The following is a 16,956-nucleotide window of genomic DNA, read 5'->3' as shown; positions in this document are numbered from 1 at the left end:
TGCAATGAAAAATCTACGATCATCTCAAAAAATGCGAGGTTTTACCTTAATTGAGGTGATGGTGGTGATCGTCATCATCAGTATTATAGCCTCATTGATCATTTTAAATATTGATGGTGTAGATCAGCGTAAAGCTATGCAAGCGCGTGAGATGTTGTTGCTGGATTTAAAGCAGATTAATCGTGAAGCCAATGATCAAGCGCGTATTTATGCACTCGATTTACACAATGCTACAGATGTTGCGGATGCACAATATGGCGTTATTGAATATATTCAAGTAAATGAAGATGCCGAACAACCTACCCGTGTGGTTGACAATAAACCATGGAAAGAAGTGACAGACTTTCCTAAAAGAGCGTTACCAGAATACGTTTCATTTTCTATTGAAACGGAAGATCATCAATTCCAAAATGCAAATAACTCAGAACTTTTGGGCAATAATGCACCTAAATTGATTTGGTTTGGAAATGGTGAAGTCAAACCTGTCACAATTCAAATGTATTATCAGCAAAAGCCAGTGGGTGAGGTAATTCGAGTTGATTATTTGGGTAAGGTAGATGAAGAAAAATAAAGGCTTTACTTTAATTGAGGTGGTCGTGGCTTTGGCGATTTTTGCAGTCGCAGCAATGGCATTGACCAAAGTAGCTATGCAATATACACAGTCGACAGCCAATGCGATTTTACGAACCAAGGCTCAGTTTGTTGCACAGAACGAAATTTCGATGATGATGATTAATCGTGAATGGCTGTCAGGAACGTCATCCAAACAAATCACCACACAAGGTGAAACTTGGCAGGTAGATAAAAAAGCAGAAACTACACTGAGCCCAAATGTACAAAAAATAGATGTGCAAGTGAGCCTTTTTGATCCTGATACGGGTAAAGTAGAAGCAGGGATTACCAATATGGTGTTCTTTAATTATCCGATCAAAGAAAAATAATGATGAATCTAATCAAGCATAAAAAAAATCAAACTGTGTATTCACAGAAAAGCACAGGCTTTACCTTAATTGAACTTTTGGTGGCCATCGCAATCTTTGCTGTTTTGTCAGCATTGGGGTGGAAAATATTTGACTATTTGATAAAAGTTAAAGATCGCAATGTTATGCATGAGGAAAATTTAGGCCAATTACAAGGCGCGTATCAACAGATTCAACGTGATACTTTGCAAATTGTTCCCATTTCTGCAAGAAATGGTGAGGAAATTGAACCCGCTTTACGCTTAGATAACCAAAAACTATCTTTCAGTAAAACTGGTGTAACCGATCCGCTTAAACAAGGGTTGTCACCCTATGAACGAATTGAATATGTTTACAATCCACAAGAGAAAAAACTTTACCGTCTGAAATATTCAAATTTAAATCGAAATAATTCAGAACAACCTTTGTCGAGTGTGTTATTGGCAGATGTGGATCAGTATCGTATTGATGCTTTAAATCCAACTGAATTAGATCGCTGGCCAAACGATATGATTAAAAATGAAGGGCAATTACCACGTGGGATTAAAATCAAAGTCACGATTCGTGATATAGAATATGAATGGATTTTTAGTTTGCTCAATTCTGACTATTTGATCAATAACAGCCCAGCTATTTAAAATCAGTATTGTGGTAGATGCGGATCACTAAATTTAGGTAAATCAATCATGCAATTGAAGCAGCAAAAGGGTATCGCATTAATTACGATTTTAGTAATGGTTGCTTTAGCAACCATCATTGCCGCGACGATTGCTAAACGTCAAAATTATACCAATGAAAGTACAGGGTTTTTAAAACGTCAAAGCCAAGCCCTTTTTTATGCAAAGAGTGCAGAAGCGTTTTACTCTGAAATATTGGTGCAAGACAGTGAAAACAGTAAAGAGGCAGATTATTTACAGGAAACTTGGGCAAAACCAATGCCAGCATTTCCGGTTGAAGATGGATATGTTGCAGGTGTGTTAGAAGATGAGTCAGGTAAATTCAATTTAAACAGTTTATTAACCAATGAAGGTAAGCCCAACGATGCTGCACAGAAATATTTTTCTAAACTGTTGGTTCGTGTCGGTTTACCCGCTGATGCTGTTCAAGCAGTGATTGATTGGCAAGATCCAGATAATGAAACGATAGGTTCCTTAGGCGCTGAAACAAGTTATTACCAAGGTTTGCCTAAACCTTATTTGGCTGCAAATCGAAAATTTGCCAGTGTTGAAGAACTTAAACAAGTACGTGGTTTTGAAGAAAAGAAGTATGATTTAATCGCACCATATATATCGGCACTGCCTGATATTGCCACACGAATTAATGTCAATACAGCACCTGCAATGGTTTTGGCAGCCATAGATGAAAAATTAGACGTAAATAGTATACAAACAGCTTTAAAAGCGCGACAAGAAAAACTGGAGCACTTTGCCAATGTGGGAGAGTTGATGAAAGTCGCACCATTTGACACCTTGGAGGCTACAAGCAAAACCGAAGCAGACAAGATTTTCGGTGTAACATCCAATTATTTTAAAGCTAAGATAGAAGTATCTTTAAGCAATCGAAAGCGCCAATTTACCACGCGCTTTATGCGTAATGATAAATCGCAAGTTTATGTTTATTCACGTAGCCTTGCGCCATTTTGAAAATTTTGCTAAATATTTTTTTAACTATATGATTTTAAATAACTATAAAAGGTAGTTAAAAGGTTGGTTGATTGCGTAAATATGATTCGATAAGCTAAATAGGCCTAAAAAATGAGATTATCCTTTTTGCTAATTGCAATCAACGTGAAAATTAATGCTCAGGGTTCGAGTTTTGCTTTATAATCGAGATTCTTTACCGATTTGTTTATAAAATTTGGCTCATGTTAATTCGTAAGTTATTTAAGTTTGAAAATGCACATATTGTGCGGAATTGCACGTCAGATCGTTGCAAACGGTCTATACACGGGCACAGCTATAAAGTTGAATTACTACTTAAAGCTTCAAAACTTGATCATGGTCAAATGGTATATGACTTTGGATTGCTTAAAGGTGTAATCAAAGAAATTTTCGACAGTTTTGACCATGCGATCTGTTTTTGGCAAGAAGATAATCCTGAATATATTCAGGCTTGTAAAACTTTTAGTGCACGTTGGGTGGCTTTGCCTGTTTCTCCATCAGCTGAACAGTTTTCACGGATATTCTTTTTCCTTGCTCAACAGATTTTAAAATCAACCATTACCCAAAATGGGGAAGGGGATGTTGAAGTCTATTCTGTGATTGTGCATGAAACCGATACAGGTTATGCGCAAAGTTTTCAAGAAGATATTGAAAATGCTCAGATGGGGCTGTTGAGTCTGGATAAAATTATTTTTTCTGAGCAAGTTAAATCTGAATGGTCTGACCCAGACATGTATGAAAAATTGAAACAAGGTATTCTGTTTCAAAACCCTGAAGTGGATTTACAGGTTAAAATTTAAATGATGATTTTTGAGTGAAATCTATCTTAGGACAAATAAATTTTTAGGAAAATGAAATTTAGGATGAAAGTTGATGCAATTATCTGAACTCGAACAAACAAAATTAAATCAAGTTCGGTTAGATCAAAGTTGGAAAGAAGGTTTAGCTGAGTTCCTTTTGAGTCAGCAAATGGATGATTTGCGTTCTTTTTTAGTTACTGAAAAAAATGCAAATAAAACTATTTACCCACCCAGCTCACTTATTTTCAATGCATTAGACACAACGCCATTGAATCATGTAAAAGTGGTCATTTTAGGACAAGATCCTTATCACGGTCCTGATCAAGCGCATGGGTTAAGTTTTTCCGTACAGAGAGGCGTTGCATTGCCTCCGTCTTTACGTAATATCTTTCATGAGTTAAATACAGATTTAGCTGTGCCTGTATCCCGACATGGTGATCTCACCAAATGGGCTCAACAGGGTGTATTGCTTTTAAATAGCGTGTTGACAGTGGAAGCGGGGCAACCAACATCACATCAAAAACGCGGTTGGGAAAATTTTACAGATCATGTGATTGATGTGTTGAATGAGCATAGAGAGCACATTGTATTTATACTTTGGGGCGCATATGCTCAGAAAAAAGGGCAACGTATAGACCAAACGAAGCATCTGGTATTAAAAGCTGCACACCCATCTCCATTGGCGGCAAATCGTGGTGGCTTTTTTGGTTGTAAGGTTTTTTCAAAAACAAATAATTATCTGAAACAATATGGCATTGAGCCAATCGACTGGCAGCTGGACGCATGACAAACTCTCCCGAAATAAATAATTATCACCCAGATCTGATTATCGAAGAAGCAAAAAAGGGATGGCGAATTATTCGCTTAAATCGTCCTAAGTCGCTTCATGCACTTGATGAATCCATCGTTACGGCATTATTGAATCTGTTTGAGGATTTTCATCATGATGACTCGGTTAAGGCAATTTGGTTGGACTCAACCACGCCAAAAGCTTTTTGTGCAGGTGGTGATGTTCGTAAACTTCGCCAATTGGTGATCAACAATGAAGTTGAAACAGCCAATAAGTTTTTTGAAACGGAATATGCTTTAGATTTACTGTTGCATAATTATGCTAAGCCTATAGTAGTTTGGGGTGAAGGTTATGTTATGGGGGGGGGCTTAGGCTTATTTATGGCGGCCCCATTCCGTTTGGTTACGCCATATTCGCGTCTTGCTATGCCTGAAGTGAATATCGGTCTATATCCAGATGTGGGAGCTACACGTTTCTTGGCAGATCGTGGTCCAATAGGTTTATTCACGGGGTTAACAGGTTCGATCATGACTGCAGCGGGTGGTTATGGGATTGGCTGGGCAACTCATATTTGTGATGCCCAACGTGATGTGGTTTTACAGAAACTGATTGATATCGATTGGGAGCATTATCCTGCTGGTGATTTCCGTGCTTTAGATGACACCTTAAATAGTTTACATCGTCCTGTTTCACCAGGCCCGTTGCAAAACTCTTTGGATGTGATTCATAGTGTTTGTCGTGGTGTAAACTTTGAACATGATTATGAAGCGATTATTGGTCTAAGCGATGCGCGTAGTGATTGGTTGCGTCAAGCCAGCGAGAATCTACAAAAGGGCTCACCAAGTACTGCTGCGATTACGTGGTTATTATGGCAGTGGGGACGTCAAGTTCATCCTTGGTCTGAGGTTTTTGAATTAGAAAAACAAATTTCTGATTGGAAAATTCGTCATCCTGATTTTGTTGAGGGTGTACGTGCACGTTTGGTTGATAAAGATTTATCCCCAGAGTGGGAACAGGTTGAGTCTCGAACATTGCGTGGAATACTTGCCAAAAATCCACCTGTCACAACGATTGACAGTTGGAATGCGCTTCTAAGTCAGTATGGTATTATTTAAGGTCGTATGACTGAAGAAGCTCAACAATACATAGATCAACAATGGATGCAGCTGGCTTTAGAGCAAGCTGCATTTGCTGCATCTATCGGTGAAATTCCAGTAGGAGCTGTGATTGTAAGTCAGGGGCAAGTTATCGGTGAAGGTTATAATCAACCGATTGCTCAGCATGATCCAACAGCCCATGCGGAAATTCAGGCACTGCGCAATGCGTGTCAAAAGATTGAAAATTATCGCCTACCTGAAGACGCAACTTTATATGTCACACTTGAACCTTGTACTATGTGTGTCGGTGCATTAATCCATGCAAGAATCAAACGTGTGGTTTTTGGCGCGGTCGAACCTAAAGCAGGTTCACTCATCAGTAGTCGTCAACTGTTAGAGATTGGCTATTACAATCATATATTTCAGTTTGAAGGGGGCTGTTTACAATCACAGTGTTCAACCCAACTGTCTGATTTTTTTAAAAAGCGTCGTGAGCAAAAAAAACAATTAAAGTTACAACAAAAGACCTTAAATGACATATTAAAATGATCTAGAATACACAAGATTTTAGTGACAATTAAAATTGTCAACTTAAAGGTTTAAAAATATAGTTAAAATTTAAAAGGATATAACAATGAATTCTATTCAAGTAAGACAAGAGTTTGATGCACCAATCGATCAAGTCTTTGACTTGTTAGCAAAACATTCAACTTATAATGTGGCTTTTGCTCCCATCCAAGTTATACGAGTGAAAGATGCTGCTGATCCTGAACGCCCAGATGGATTGGGGTCTATCCGTCGTATGGGGTTTGGTCCGATCAAACCGATTCAAGAGCAAATTACTCATCTGGATGTCAATAAACGTATTGAATATAAGTTAATTAAGAATCCATTGATTAAACATCATATTGGAATTATTGAGTTTACAGCGCTTGATGCGAACAAAACCCGTGTTGACTATACGATTGAATTACAAGCACGTGCACCATTTGTGAGTAAATTAATACTTGCACAGCTTAAACTAGCGATTACACTTGGATTTAAGAAACTTGCTAAGTCTGTAGCTTAATTGGAAATTCAATGACAATTCAAATTATCACAATCGATGGGCCAAGTGGTTCTGGTAAAGGAACACTTGCAGCAAAACTTGCGAATTACTATCAATTCCATTTATTAGACTCTGGTGCGCTATATCGTTTGCTTGGATTGTCATTGCATCAAAAAGAATTGTTGGACTCATTAGATGCTGAATCTGTATTGCAACAAAGTGTGACGATTGCAACAAATTTAGATATCGTATTTAAGAGTACTGACAACGGAATCGTGATTTTGTTGGATGGTGAAGATGTCTCACAAACGATTCGGACTGAACGCGTTGGTGAATTTGCTTCAAAAGTCGCAGCAATTCCAGTGCTTAGAGCGGCATTGGTAGATCGACAACATGCTTTTGCTCAGTTGCCTGGCTTAGTTGCAGATGGGCGTGATATGGGCACTTCTATTTTTCCGCAAGCGCAAGCAAAAATTTATCTCACTGCCTCAGCAGAGTCCCGAGCAGAGCGTCGTGTAAAACAGTTGCAGGGAATGGGGCTGGATGTTAAAATAAGCGACATTTTAGCAAATATACAAGCTCGAGATAAAAGAGATATGGAACGCACAGTCGCTCCACTCAAGCCAGCAGAAGACGCTTATATCATTGATAGCTCAGAAATGAATATCGATGAAGTGTTTAAACTGATGACTGATTATGTTGAGTTACATTTAGCTAAATAAAGAATATTTAATCAAATATTAGCCAAAGCATAGCTTGATCAGTTTTATACGGACTATGTGGATGGCTTAACTAAACCGGCCTTGTCTGATCCAAGACCGTTGACTTTACTAGGTATATCATGACCGAATCTTTTGCAGCCCTCTTTGAAGAAAGCGAATCAACTCTCAATATCGACAAAGGTGCCGTTATTAAAGGTATCGTTGTTAGCATCGACTCTGACTGGGTTACTGTTGACACTGGCCTTAAATCTGAAGGTGTTGTCGCACGTTCAGAATTCTTAAACGAACAACGTGAACTTGAAGTTCAAGTTGGCGATGAAGTTGATGTTGTTGTTGAAGCGCTTGACAACGGTATGGGTCAAACAGTTTTATCACGTGAAAAAGCGAAACGTGCTGAAACTTGGACTAAACTTGAAAAAATCTTTGAAGACGGCGAAATCGTTACTGGTGTTATTTCTGGTAAGGTTAAAGGCGGTTTCACTGTTGACATCGGTCCAGTTCGTGCATTCTTACCAGGTTCATTGGTAGATACTCGCCCTATTCGTGATACAACTCACCTTGAAGGCAAAGAGTTAGAATTCAAAGTAATCAAACTTGATGCTAAACGTAACAACGTTGTTGTATCTCGTCGTGCTGTAATGGAAGCTGAATCTTCAGCTGACCGTGAAGCGCTTCTTTCTCAATTGGAAGAAGGTCAAACAGTTACTGGTACGATCAAAAATCTTACTGATTATGGTGCATTTGTTGACCTTGGCGGTATTGATGGTCTTCTACATATCACAGATATGGCTTGGAAACGCATCAAACACCCTTCAGAAGTTGTTGAAGTGGGTCAAGAAGTTACTGTTAAAGTACTTAAATTTGACAAAGAACGTAATCGTGTATCTTTAGGTCTTAAGCAATTAGGCGAAGATCCATGGTTAGCGATCATGAACCGTTATCCTAAAGGTTCTATCGTTAAAGCACGTGTTACAAACTTAACTGACTACGGTTGTTTCGCTGAAATCGCTGAAGGCGTTGAAGGCTTAGTACACGTTTCAGAAATGGATCACACAAACAAAAACATCCACCCATCTAAAGTTGTTCAGATTGGTGATGAAGTTGATGTTATGGTTCTTGAAGTTGATGAAGAGCGTCGTCGTATTTCATTGGGTATCAAGCAAACTCGTGCGAACCCATGGGAAGAGTTCTCTAAGTCACACGACAAAGGTGAAAAAGTTTCTGGTACGATCAAGTCTATTACTGACTTCGGTATCTTCATCGGTTTACCTGGCGGTATCGATGGTCTAGTTCACTTGTCTGATATTTCTTGGAATGAGCAAGGCGAAGACGCTATTCGTCGTTACAAGAAAGGTGATACAGTTGAAGCAGTTATCTTGTCTGTAGATGCTGAAGGCAACCGTATCAGTCTTGGTATCAAGCAAATGAACAGCGATCCGTTCAATGACTTCTTAGCGACTAACGAACGCGGTGCGTTGGTTAAAGGTACAGTAACTGCTGTTGATGCTAAAGGCGCAACAATTAAGTTAGCTGACGAAGTTGAAGCTTCTTTGAAAGCATCTGAAATCAACCGCGATCGCGTTGAAGATGCAACTAAATTCTTAGAAGTTGGTCAAGAAGTTGAAGCTAAAATCATCAATGTAGATCGTAAATCACGTTCTATTAACTTGTCGATTAAAGCTAAAGACGAAGCTGAAGAAAAAGAAGCTGTAGCAAACTTGAAAACTACAACTGCGCCTACTGGTCAAGACAATGGTCCTAAGACTATTGGTGATTTAATCAAAGCGCAGATGAACCACTAAGTGATTGTTAAGAAGTATTATTTAATGTAATTAATTAATATTTTTTATTCAAATAGTGTAAAAGGTAGCGTAGTATATGATTACTGCGCTACCTTTTTGTATTTAAAAAGGATATTATCTGGTGTATATCAATTAGCATTAAAATTAATGAGGTCTTAAATGACAACTGAAGCACTTAATAAGTCTGACTTAATAGAAAGAATTGCTCTCAAAAATCCGCATTTAGCAGAGCCATTAGTCGAAGAAGCAGTTAAGATTATGATCGATCAAATGATTGCATCATTATCTTCAGATGACCGTATTGAAATTCGTGGGTTTGGTAGTTTTGCTTTACATCACCGTGAGCCACGCGTGGGTCGTAATCCAAAAACAGGTAAATCAGTGGAAGTTGCAGCAAAAGCTGTACCTCACTTTAAACCTGGTAAAGCACTCCGTGATGCAGTAAACGAATCTGCTAATTAATAAAAAAATTCGAATGAGGTGAGTATGCGCTATTTCTTAATTGCATTACTACTGGTAGTCTTTGGTTACGCTTTAGCATTAGTCTTGCAGAATCCAGCGGAACTACCTGTAGATTTATTGTTTACTCAAGTACCAGCAATGCGTTTAGGGTTATTGCTACTCTTAACTTTGGTGCTCGGGATTGTTCTTGGATTGTTGCTTGGCGTACAGGTATTTCGTGTATTCCAAAACGCATGGGAAGTTAAGCGTCTTCGTAAAGATATTGATCATCTTCGAAAAGAACAAATACAGACAGCACAATTGGCCGCTGCTGAAGCTGCCGCAAGTGCTCGTCATGAAAAGACGGTATTAGATATTCAACCAGAAAATAAGAATGTCAATCCGCTTTAATCATTATGCTAGAAAAGCGCTTTACCACCACTGGAAAGCGCTTTTTTATTTTTACTGATTTCTGAGTCTGTTGATTATTTAACATCAAAAACCTTGTTTAATATCATCAAATAAAACAAAAGAATATAATTTCACTATTTTTTAATCATATACGATATTTAAATAAGCTTGAGATCTCACCAAACCTGGTGTTACGGTATTTGCTGTTCTTACGTAATTGGCTTTAATTACATGCTGAATCAATTGTGATGTATTTAAATTACCAAAGGTCCATTTATTGGTACTTCTTGATTGGTTTGGGTCTAGACTAATTATCGCATTATTTTTATCACGTAAACGAATCCCCACACCTGTAGCATATCCAGCCCCGATTTGATTCTCTAATATATTTGTTGCATTGGATTGATTCAATGCATCGGTGGTATAAGCTTTTATTTCACGACCTGCACCATCATTTAAATTTGCACAATTTATACTGAGGGTTGCTGTATTGCTTGAGCTCAATGCGGTTTCATTTCCGACTAAACCCAAGTTTCGTACACTAACATCAGGTAGCGCAATGGTATAGCTGCTTTGACTCAGTGAGCATGTGGATTCAGAGATATTGACTGTTGCATTTAAATACACTGGAATTTGTGTATTTGCAGGAATAAGAACATTATCACTAACGCGTTTTAAACTGATGGTTGCTATTCGTAGATTCGAAACATTGATCGTGGTTGGGTATGAGGTCATTGTTGATGTTCTGGGTAAAACATATAATGTCACCCTCATTTTTACACCATGCGTATCACCACTATAACTATAAATTGCTAATTCAGTAGTATTTAGTGTTTTTAATGTACCACTCGTCGGTGCATCGCCCATTTCAACTTTAATCCCTAAAGCTGGGTAAGCATTTAAGCGCGAAATATTGGCATCATAGGTCGTCACATTGGTGGCAAAAACATTCCCAAAAATGGTTCTATTTACCCCAACAGTACATCCAGTATAGACACGGAAAATATCAAAATTTGCTGAAGCAACTTCGCGGGAATATACATTGGACTGTACTGATGTTCCTTCATATTTATTGATATTCATGGTACTGGCATTCATCGTTGGCATGCTATAACCGCTGGTGAAATTGCTACCGACACTGCAATCTGCAAATACTGCAAAACTTGCAGGGAGTGTAGATAACATAAATAACAATTTATATTTCAGCATAAAATTACTCCGTGTTTATTTGCAGTTTAAGTTAAAGCTTGCAAAAGGGATTTGAGTTTTACTTTGCTCAAATATTTCTTTGGAAATATCGAATTGACAAGAATCAGTATTACTCCAATAAACGCTATAGCGTCCAGGATTTATATTTTGCATAAAAATTTGCTGACCTTGTCCTACTGTAGTCACTGCATTACCCAAAGCATCTTTCACTTGAGCACCCATTGGAATGAGCACCTCATTTGCGTGTTTAAGTTCAATTAAGGCTTTTGTGCTTTTTAATGCTTTAAAATCCACCAAAATACTGGCGTTTAATTTAGGTACAACTTGTAATTGGGTAGCATCAACATCGGTATTGAGTGGAATTGTATTGGGGTTTAAGTTGATACTATTGTATTGGTAAGGATTTAGATAGGGAATAATCGCATTGCCCCAGCGATCAATTTTAATATTATTTCCATTGGAGAGGCTGGTTCCCTCTAAGCCTTTGGCATGAATAATTGCAAAAGTATCATTTAAATCATTGGCTAAAGTAATGCCGTGTTGATGTGTAACAATAGCGCCTTGTGCTTGTAAAGAGTATTGATGTTGTTGGTCAAAGTCGGTTGCATAAGTTGATGCTAAATAAACCGGATTAGTTCGATAACTCAAAGAACTGCTGAAGATATCTTTATCTTTACTATTTGAATAATTGAAGTTATAGCCGAACTGCTGATTTTCACCTAAATTTCCAAATATGCCGACTTGATTGGTATTGAGTGCATTATTATCTGGATAGACTTCACTACTTAGACGTAAATTACTATTTTTGTTTTTAAACGACAGAGGTATATTCACATTCACAAAGTATTGAGTGTCTTTATCTAATTTGTATTGATCATTTTGAGTATGTTGCATACCCATATAGTAACTGATGCCTTTAAAACTATTGCTATAGCTAATTTGATAAAATTTTTGTGTATTGATTTGATGCCAGAATTCATACTGTGAAAAACTGGCTGAAACAGCACCAAACTGATGACCTAGGTTCTGGCTCAGTTGAATATAGTTTGATGACTTGGGCCGACCATTAAGTACCAATGCAGCACTGTTTTTTTGAATATAACGATTCTGCATGGCTTCATCAAAGGAATAATACTGATCATTTCCATAAATAGTACTGTTTAAACTGATATTTGTTTTCGCACTGTTTAGTGCAAGATTATAGCGTAGCGTAACCAAAGAACTGTCTAAATTTTGGTTGGACTGGTTTATATCTGCTTTAACATAATTACTTTCTAAAGCAATACCACCGAGTTTAGTATTGAATGCGGTTCCTAGAATATAGGATTGATAATGATCACTGACCAGTGCTGAACTGCTTACTGAGATAAAATCATTTAATCCATAATCAAAAGATGCATTGATTAATTTCTCATCATAGGATTTGCTATTTTGACGAAAAGTACCTGCTGCAATTTGATAACGATACTGTTGTGCGCGGATAGATTGAATAAAATTATTATAAGGTAAATCAAAACTGCGGATTTCACCATTTGCTTCAATAATATCTACATTTAATGTACCACCCGTCCCAGGTGTTTGGAGATCTGCAATATTAAATGCACCAGCAGGAACAGTGCGTTCCATAATAATTTGTTGATTTTGGCGAACGCGTATTAAAGCATTACTTTTTGCATAACCTGAAATTGTGGGTGCGTAACTTTGCAATGAAATCGGAAGCATTCTGTCATCACTAGCAAGCTGTACACCACGAATGGCAATACTCGAATTACTGTTGATGGTTTTTGTATTGGTATAGAAATCACCAAGAGTAAGCTGGGTTTTTAAACTAGGCAGTACTCGCATAAGTTTATTTTCATAGCTGGTATATTGGCCTGAATGACTGCTATCTCCCATACTGGTGCTACCAGAATGACGGAATTGCCAATCATCAATATTGATACCAGAATTAATATTGAGAAAACTAGAATCTTGTTTGTTGTCCTGACCATAATCTGAATTATAGTAATTGTAGTAATATTTGAGAAAAGCACTATTTCCACCAGTTTCCCAAAGTGATGGATCTATATAGCCAAATGGTCGCTCATTTAACATCGATTGAGGGCTTGAAACATCCACACGTTGTTCTGCTATATTCAGTTTCCAGAATACGACATGATTCATTAAGCGTGTATCGATACAGTTTCCGCTCACTTTATCTAAATCGATAAGTTTATGATTGAAATCAAGCTGCTTAACAGTACTGCGTGGAATACAATAACGTTGCTTTTCAGGTGATTCAGGATCATCTGAAATACGCACAATAGAGCGAGTGATATAACGACCATTTAGGTAAATATCAAGGATGTAATCATTTGGCGCGACTTTATCGCTTGAAATAAGTTTTTCAAGATCAATTGTTTTAGAATTTTGGCCGTATAAAAAGCTATTATCGAATTGTGGTGCTTGCGCTATAACATTTTGATTGCATAGATATAGACTTAGCGCCAAAACACTATACCTAAGTGTGAAATGTTTCAAGCACAATTCTCCCAATAATTTAGATTAAAACTGTTTCTCTATTGTCGATAAACTGCCGTAGTCATTGATTAAATAAAGCTGTACGGACTTAGCGTCTGATAAATTTTCGACCTCAATTTGTTGTTTTGAAAATGGTTCTATAAAACTTAGATTTTTAATTTCGTCTGGCGTACCATTTTTTAAAACAAGATTCGATTTACCAAAATTTAGGTAGTAAGGTGTCGGATTATTGATTTGTAATTGGTTATTTACACGCTGTACTTCAACTTTTTGAAACGCTTGTTGCTGTTCCATTTTGATGCCAGTTGGTCGGTAAAACAGTTTTAAGCGGTTACGAATCGCAAATTGTAAGTAATTTGCTTCAGCTGTTGGCTTGGCTGGGATATCAAGTACGTTGAGCCAAAACAATGTTTCTCGATCAGTAGCAAGTTTTTGTTTTTGATTGAAAATGACACGTAAAGATTGACCTTTAGCAGCTTCAATCGTGGTTATTGGAGGGGTAACAATAAATGGGGCTTGGGTTGTGGTTGGATCTGCAATAATGTCTTTACTGTCCACCCATGATTGTACTAATGCAATTTGATCACCTACATTGGTTAATTGCACAGATACAAATTCTTTATCACTTGGGTAAATTACACGGGTACCTGTAATCACAATACCAGCATGAGCGGATGTAATCAAAGTACTGAGCATTAACAAGCTAGAAATAAAAAATAGTTTTTTCATTGAAAGACCCTTGGGAAGATGCAAGTCTGGTTAAGATATAAAAATTAACCAGACCTGTTTAAAAAACTTACAGACCCAAATGTTTAATTATTGATATACAACATAGTAAGTTGCAGTTGTGCTTACATCACCAGCGGTTGTTGCACCTGTTGCATAGTAACGTGCATAAAAATCAAGATTTGCAGAACCATTTGCAGTTGCAACATTTGAAGTCACAATGTTTTGACCTGTACGATCTTTAGTTAGGTCAATCACTGCTTTTGCAGAGTTTAATAATTGAATATTTACGTTTGTTGCACCGCCAGTGGTAACGGTATTGTTTAAACGACCTGCAGTATTAATATTTGCATTGGTGTTGTCATAATAAACACCTACATTACCTACAGGGCATGCTGTTAAATTAATAGTAAATTTAGTGTCGCCATTTGTTGTCGCCGCTGTCGCTAAAGTTGATTTACCTACAGTCGGTAAAACAACAGTGTAGTTACCAGCAGTACCACCAACTGTACAGGTTTGATCAACGATTTTTCCTGTAACTGTTACTGTACCATCAGCAGCCGCAAAAACTGTTGAAGATGCTAAACCTAAGCCAATGATCGCTAAACCCAATTGAATATTTTTCATAGAATTTCTCTCAATACTGCGTTGATTTGCCCTTTACTGGTACTTTCCTAATAAAGGGGAAGTGTTTAGGAGCTAAACAATAAGGGCTACTATAAATTTTTCCTAAATAAAAACAATGAAAAAAAGAGACAAATATCACATTATTTTTGTGTTACAAATACAATATAACGTTATTTGTTTTGGATTTATTTTTTATTATTTAAATACAAGAGGATATTTATAATTAATATGTTTATTTATTTTAACAAGAATTTGTTTCTGTTTACTAAAAAGTGACAAAAAATGTCACTTTTTGTGAATAGCGTCATATTATAGCAAATTATTTTGATCTGCTTATATTAAGCGAGAATAAGTTTTTAAGATTTTCTAAAATAACTTATTATCATGATTAATTAAATTTTGGATTTTATTTTAATACGCTGCATTGTACTAGATCATTTTCATTAAAAAAATTATTAACTTGAATTTAAATGATTTTTTAGTATTTTATTTAGCTTCTCTGTAAACTATTTTTAAATGCTTAAATCAACATAAAATCGCGTTCATCCTAGATTGCTTTTAAAAACAGAAGGTTTTTTTAATGCGACTTTGCTTCACTTAATATGATTACTTTTTTTTTATCAAAGAGATTAATTGTTTAGTTATGATGTAATGTTTGTTTAGTTATAAAGAATATATTTGGAAATAGCGCAGATAGATAAATTAAAAATAAAAAATTTAGTGTAAACATGGATGCAATGAATAAGAAAAATATAATTTTAATTTAATATTATTTTAAGTTTGTATAGGTTTTTAAATATATGAAAAAGAATTTATCTGTTGTAAGGATTAAAATCTAGAAAAGGCAGTGTTTTGAAAATTTTTATTTGGTGGAGTAAGTGAGGTGCTTCACAATGATCAAATATAAAACGAATTTTAAGCGCTTTAAGATTGATTGAATAAGTATCCATAAAAAATAAGCATAGAGATTAAAACAGTATATTCAATCAATAATTAAGCATGCGTAATCATTTGCATTATGCTGTTAAAAAAGCGCTTTGATTGTTGTAAAACGCTTTTTTAAGCTTTAATAGTTTTATTGGGCTAGCCAGAAAAACTCTGCAAAGCGAAATATTGTGGTGGTCAGCATCGCGATCACAATCGTCGTGATAAGGGAGTGATTTTTCCAAATCAGAAATAAACCCACCAATACCCCCATGATTTTGCCTAAGTCTGCCCAATCCGCACCTTCAAAAAAAGTACTGAGAATCGCAATAGAAAACAGTAAAGTTGTTGCGGCATCATTAAAGAGTTGCTCTTGATGTTGAGTGATTGTGAAATATTGGCTGAGGGAAAGTCCCGCATATCGAATCAGATAAGTACCCATCGCCAGCAGCATGATCCCGATCAAAATAATAAATTGTTGATGCATGTTATTTTCTTCCTACAAGCAAGCCAAATAATGACATAAGTATCGGAATCCCTAAGGGTAGAAATGGAAAAGTAGCGAGGCTGATGACTGCACCAGTCATTGCCGATTTTCGAGCAGATTTTCTTTTTAGTGCTTTAAAGGTAAGAGCAAACAATACGACAGGAAAAATCGTATCGATACCCAGTAATTTTGCATAAGCTAAATGACTTCCCAATACATAACCGCTTAAAACGCCTATGGGCCAAGCAAATAAAATTCCGACTCCGCACAGCCAATAAGCACTCAGTTTTAGCTCATTTGAAGATTGGCTTAAACCAAATAAAACGCTTTCATCATTCATAATATGTGTAGCAAAATATTTTAATTTATTTTTTTCTATAAAATGGGTAATCGCTAAACCAAAAGGCAGATGTCGTAAATTAATCAGCAATCCTACAATCGCAGCTGTAATCGGACTGCTTCCAGTAGCAATCATGCCAATGAAAGTAAACTCGGCAGCACCAGCCAAGACACAGATTGAAAGTAGTAAAGGTATCCAGATCGGCAGTTGATAATTGACTGCAAGCGTACCTAATGAAATCCCGATCAGTGCGGTTGCGATGCAGAGAATCGCGATTGATTTTATCAGGGGCTTGGGTAAATTTTTTATTTCTTTATACTTCATTTGTATGAGCCTTGCTTGGGTTAATAAGATCGTTCGATAAAATGAACGATCATTTGTTATAATAGTTT

General features: G+C 36.7%; 19 protein-coding genes. 13 read left to right on the top strand and 6 right to left on the bottom strand.

Going from position 1 to position 16,956, the window contains the following annotated elements; all coding sequences use genetic code 11:
• Window positions 1-4: 4 nt before the first annotated feature.
• The 13 genes from AC2G3J_RS10765 (at window position 5) to AC2G3J_RS10705 (ending at window position 9,731) form a co-directional block, all read left to right on the top strand.
• Entirely contained in the window at window positions 5-571 is a 567-nt protein-coding gene (locus AC2G3J_RS10765) for a prepilin-type N-terminal cleavage/methylation domain-containing protein (RefSeq protein ID WP_336951431.1), read from the top strand.
• Window positions 558-941: a type II secretion system minor pseudopilin GspI gene (gspI, locus tag AC2G3J_RS10760; protein WP_336951430.1), complete on the top strand. Its 384-nt coding sequence runs from the start codon at window positions 558-560 to the stop codon at window positions 939-941. The genes AC2G3J_RS10765 and gspI overlap by 14 nt, the downstream gene beginning before the upstream one ends.
• Window positions 941-1,597: a type II secretion system minor pseudopilin GspJ gene (gene gspJ / locus AC2G3J_RS10755; protein ID WP_336951429.1), complete on the top strand. Its 657-nt coding sequence runs from the start codon at window positions 941-943 to the stop codon at window positions 1,595-1,597. The genes gspI and gspJ overlap by 1 nt, the downstream gene beginning before the upstream one ends.
• A gap of 48 nt (window positions 1,598-1,645) precedes the next feature.
• On the top strand, window positions 1,646-2,602 hold the full coding sequence (gene gspK / locus AC2G3J_RS10750; protein WP_336951427.1) for a type II secretion system minor pseudopilin GspK: 957 nt from the start codon (window positions 1,646-1,648) through the stop codon (window positions 2,600-2,602).
• A 221-nt stretch (window positions 2,603-2,823) separates the two neighbouring features.
• On the top strand, window positions 2,824-3,420 hold the full coding sequence (locus AC2G3J_RS10745) for a 6-pyruvoyl trahydropterin synthase family protein (RefSeq protein WP_336951426.1): 597 nt from the start codon (window positions 2,824-2,826) through the stop codon (window positions 3,418-3,420).
• Window positions 3,421-3,493: 73 nt separating this feature from the next.
• A complete protein-coding gene (gene ung, locus AC2G3J_RS10740) occupies window positions 3,494-4,207 on the top strand; it encodes a uracil-DNA glycosylase (protein ID WP_419327453.1) in 714 nt (237 codons plus the stop codon).
• Window positions 4,204-5,325 (top strand): enoyl-CoA hydratase/isomerase family protein, encoded by a 1,122-nt coding sequence (locus AC2G3J_RS10735; protein ID WP_483769959.1) that lies wholly within the window; start codon window positions 4,204-4,206, stop codon window positions 5,323-5,325. Before ung ends, AC2G3J_RS10735 begins: the two co-directional genes overlap by 4 nt.
• Before the next feature lie 6 nt (window positions 5,326-5,331).
• The gene (gene tadA, locus AC2G3J_RS10730) at window positions 5,332-5,856 is read left to right on the top strand and encodes a tRNA adenosine(34) deaminase TadA (RefSeq protein ID WP_336951424.1); all 525 of its coding nucleotides are present in this window, start codon (window positions 5,332-5,334) and stop codon (window positions 5,854-5,856) included.
• Between the two features lie 85 nt (window positions 5,857-5,941).
• Window positions 5,942-6,376, top strand: coding sequence for an SRPBCC family protein (locus AC2G3J_RS10725; protein WP_483769958.1), 435 nt, complete (start codon window positions 5,942-5,944; stop codon window positions 6,374-6,376).
• A gap of 11 nt (window positions 6,377-6,387) precedes the next feature.
• Window positions 6,388-7,077 carry a (d)CMP kinase gene (gene cmk, locus AC2G3J_RS10720; protein ID WP_483769957.1) on the top strand — a complete coding sequence of 230 codons (690 nt, stop codon included), beginning with the start codon at window positions 6,388-6,390 and terminating at the stop codon, window positions 7,075-7,077.
• Between the two features lie 119 nt (window positions 7,078-7,196).
• Window positions 7,197-8,879: a 30S ribosomal protein S1 gene (gene rpsA / locus AC2G3J_RS10715; protein ID WP_336951421.1), complete on the top strand. Its 1,683-nt coding sequence runs from the start codon at window positions 7,197-7,199 to the stop codon at window positions 8,877-8,879.
• A 159-nt stretch (window positions 8,880-9,038) separates the two neighbouring features.
• The gene (locus AC2G3J_RS10710) at window positions 9,039-9,341 is read left to right on the top strand and encodes an integration host factor subunit beta (protein ID WP_004720793.1); all 303 of its coding nucleotides are present in this window, start codon (window positions 9,039-9,041) and stop codon (window positions 9,339-9,341) included.
• 24 nt (window positions 9,342-9,365) lie between these two features.
• Window positions 9,366-9,731, top strand: a complete 366-nt coding sequence (locus tag AC2G3J_RS10705) for a lipopolysaccharide assembly protein LapA domain-containing protein (RefSeq protein WP_336951420.1) — start codon at window positions 9,366-9,368, stop codon at window positions 9,729-9,731.
• A gap of 141 nt (window positions 9,732-9,872) precedes the next feature.
• On the opposite strand, the gene AC2G3J_RS10700 is transcribed toward AC2G3J_RS10705, so the two are convergent.
• The 6 genes from AC2G3J_RS10700 to AC2G3J_RS10675 all read right to left on the bottom strand — a co-directional run bounded on the left by AC2G3J_RS10700 (window position 9,873) and on the right by AC2G3J_RS10675 (window position 16,888).
• Window positions 9,873-10,940, bottom strand: coding sequence for a fimbrial protein (locus tag AC2G3J_RS10700; protein WP_336951419.1), 1,068 nt, complete (start codon window positions 10,938-10,940; stop codon window positions 9,873-9,875).
• 15 nt (window positions 10,941-10,955) lie between these two features.
• Window positions 10,956-13,460 (bottom strand): fimbria/pilus outer membrane usher protein, encoded by a 2,505-nt coding sequence (locus AC2G3J_RS10695; protein ID WP_483769956.1) that lies wholly within the window; start codon window positions 13,458-13,460, stop codon window positions 10,956-10,958.
• Window positions 13,461-13,484: 24 nt separating this feature from the next.
• On the bottom strand, window positions 13,485-14,189 hold the full coding sequence (locus AC2G3J_RS10690) for a fimbrial biogenesis chaperone (protein WP_419327461.1): 705 nt from the start codon (window positions 14,187-14,189) through the stop codon (window positions 13,485-13,487).
• Window positions 14,190-14,276: 87 nt separating this feature from the next.
• Window positions 14,277-14,813, bottom strand: coding sequence for a fimbrial protein (locus AC2G3J_RS10685; RefSeq protein ID WP_004821263.1), 537 nt, complete (start codon window positions 14,811-14,813; stop codon window positions 14,277-14,279).
• A gap of 1,075 nt (window positions 14,814-15,888) precedes the next feature.
• A complete protein-coding gene (locus AC2G3J_RS10680; protein ID WP_336951416.1) occupies window positions 15,889-16,224 on the bottom strand; it encodes a branched-chain amino acid transport AzlD family protein in 336 nt (111 codons plus the stop codon).
• A 1-nt stretch (window position 16,225) separates the two neighbouring features.
• Entirely contained in the window at window positions 16,226-16,888 is a 663-nt protein-coding gene (locus AC2G3J_RS10675) for an AzlC family ABC transporter permease (RefSeq protein WP_419820473.1), read from the bottom strand.
• Window positions 16,889-16,956 lie beyond the last annotated feature (68 nt).

The sequence above is a fragment of the Acinetobacter legionensis genome (assembly GCF_057165765.1).
This window is presented reverse-complemented; position numbering and strand designations above follow the sequence as displayed.